The sequence below is a fragment of the Vibrio makurazakiensis genome (genome assembly GCF_050337375.1).
Taxonomy (GTDB): Bacteria; Pseudomonadota; Gammaproteobacteria; order Enterobacterales; family Vibrionaceae; genus Vibrio; species Vibrio makurazakiensis.
This window is the reverse complement of the sequence record NZ_JAKJSW010000394.1, coordinates 1-2094: the sequence shown is the minus strand read 5'-3', so window position 1 is coordinate 2094 and position 2094 is coordinate 1. Positions and strand designations below refer to the sequence as shown.

At 38.7% G+C, this 2094-nt stretch carries 4 protein-coding genes; 2 read left to right on the top strand and 2 right to left on the bottom strand.

The window, feature by feature from the left end; all coding sequences use genetic code 11:
- Nucleotides 1–39: 39 nt before the first annotated feature.
- Nucleotides 40–825, bottom strand: a complete 786-nt coding sequence (locus L4C33_RS21820; RefSeq protein ID WP_428814479.1) for a hypothetical protein — start codon at nucleotides 823–825, stop codon at nucleotides 40–42.
- 77 nt (nucleotides 826–902) lie between these two features.
- Nucleotides 903–1565 carry a DUF2726 domain-containing protein gene (locus L4C33_RS21815; protein ID WP_428814478.1) on the bottom strand — a complete coding sequence of 221 codons (663 nt, stop codon included), beginning with the start codon at nucleotides 1563–1565 and terminating at the stop codon, nucleotides 903–905.
- A gap of 107 nt (nucleotides 1566–1672) precedes the next feature.
- Here L4C33_RS21815 and L4C33_RS21810 point away from each other — a divergent pair, with 107 nt between their 5' ends.
- Both L4C33_RS21810 and L4C33_RS21805 read left to right on the top strand, forming a co-directional pair.
- Nucleotides 1673–1804, top strand: a complete 132-nt coding sequence (locus tag L4C33_RS21810; RefSeq protein ID WP_428814477.1) for a hypothetical protein — start codon at nucleotides 1673–1675, stop codon at nucleotides 1802–1804.
- A gap of 34 nt (nucleotides 1805–1838) precedes the next feature.
- Nucleotides 1839–2024, top strand: coding sequence for a hypothetical protein (locus L4C33_RS21805; RefSeq protein ID WP_428814476.1), 186 nt, complete (start codon nucleotides 1839–1841; stop codon nucleotides 2022–2024).
- Nucleotides 2025–2094: the final 70 nt, after the last annotated feature.

Sequence of the window (2094 nt, the reverse complement as noted above, 5' to 3'; positions counted from 1 at the left end):
CATGAGAGGTATCACATTATTCTCTCTATAATTAATCAGTTAAGGAGTAACTAAATCAATTCTAACTCGATTTTCTAGATCCAATTTATCAAGGTCATTTTTCCAGTATTTTTTCACCAACTCATCAATTAACCCCGAGTTTGATGCTGCTTGTAATGCTTTATTAAGCATAGGCTGATATTTTAGGGCGCTATCACTCAGGTAGWATCGGTAGTCCTGGTCATACACTAGAAGTAGGTTTTTCTCGATGGCTAGTTCAGGGTTATAAAATGCTTCGTTGCCGATTTCATTCACCCCTCTTGGGAAATAGTTAACTTCACCGGAAACGGACAGTTTTTGGTACAGAGCCCTCCACTCTCCATCTTGAGTATAAACATTCAGCCCATTCGCTTTCCATACTTTCTCGTCGTACCAATTCACTCCCAGCCCAGCAACTAGTTCACTATTTTGTAAATCACTTAACGTTTCAATGTTTCTATAGCGCCACTGAGCACCTTGAGGAATAAGCATAACCCTTTTCCCAATAAGCCCATTGGTTATTGGCACGTCAACGTAACCATATTTTTGATTACGCTCTGGGGTTTGAAGTAACCACATTAGTGAAAGCTGATCTTTTTCGACCATCTTTACCATACGTTTTTGTGGCACATGTTCGCCTATGACTTCAATTTTTAGTTCAACGTCAATTAACTCCAGTGAGCGGATCAACAGTTCATGGTAATAAAGGTGTGTGTTGTCACTTGTAGCAGGCAGATGGAGAGTAAACGACGATTGAGCGTAACTAAAAGAACTAAAAATAGAGAGGAATATTAAAAGACACTTCATTTAGTCGCCTTGATTTAAATTGCACCTAAATTTAACTATAGGTGCAATTCAAAATCTTGTGACGATTCACAGGGAATTTATTCACTTTCAGTTTCAAAAACAACGTTATAGTTTTCAGTATAAGTACAATTTGGTTGGCGACTACAAGTGAAGAAGCGTCGACCTTTAAAGTCACCTTGGTTTGCTATTTTGATAACCATTGGGCTGCCACATTTACGACAAAACCGAATTTCTTTCGAAGGCTCAATCAAATCGATATGTGCCGCGAGTAACCGTTTCAGACGACTCACTTGATAACTATGTTTAACCGTTGTTCCAATAAGTGGAACTCCGGCAGATTTGCATACATGAATCAGTAGTTTTTCACGGTCGACCTTACCTTTATCGAGTTCCTTTCCATTATCAAACTCGATAACGACACGCACTTCCAAGCTTCTAGGGTCACATACAACAAAATCAAAGTAACTTCTCGAAATTTTGTTGTTCGCCACAAACCAGTTCTTCTTATTGTTCGATTTAGCCGGCGTTAACACGCTAGACATATTCACTTTTGAAAAGACAGCGCCATGCTCACCAACAGCTGCTTTTAATGCATTGAAGAATGCCGCTTCTTGCATCGTCATTAAGCTGGTTTTTTTCTGGTAAGCGTGGTCTTTTGTATCGTCATGCTTAATCACATACTTTTGGATAAAGTAGAAAAACACGACAAGCAGAACAACTACGATAAAAATATTGGTCATTACGTATCACTTTATAAAAATCAGGTCGTTAACCTAACAGGTTGCCGCAGCGTAAGTGGGATTTTATTTTCAATCAAGACTTATATTCTAGATATGGAGTGCACCAAATGCCAACAGTAACTCCAACCCTACTAGGTATATCCCTACTTCTTAAGTTGTATTTCCTTCAAGCATACCACCCTAAGTTACCCTCTATTGATTTAGATCAATTTGCGCCCATTTGTAATCAACTAGATTAAAAGTTGTTAGGCAAATGTTGCAAGGGAAGTTCACATGGAATTGAAACAAGATCCAAGATGCTACACAGATGTATGTGTAAATGGTAAGTGGTTTCACTATGACCACTGTGGAACAACGGCCTATATGTTAAAAGGTGGCTCATCGGCAGAGGTAGAGCTAGCAAAAGAACCTCAAACAGAAAATGAACTCATTGGCATGCTCGAAGACCTTTCTAAATAACCCCCTTTTAGAGCAGTCAAAAGAAAAGCTATCACTCTGATAGCTTTTCATTATTCATGTAACTTGATGG

Excerpts from the sequence above, each read along its gene's own strand:
- L4C33_RS21815 (WP_428814478.1), bottom strand. The coding sequence starts at position 1,565 with ATGACCAATATTTTTATCGTAGTTGTTCTGCTTGTCGTGTTTTTCTAC.
- L4C33_RS21805 (WP_428814476.1), top strand. The coding sequence starts at position 1,839 with ATGGAATTGAAACAAGATCCAAGATGCTACACAGATGTATGTGTAAAT.
- L4C33_RS21810 (WP_428814477.1), top strand. The coding sequence starts at position 1,673 with ATGCCAACAGTAACTCCAACCCTACTAGGTATATCCCTACTTCTTAAG.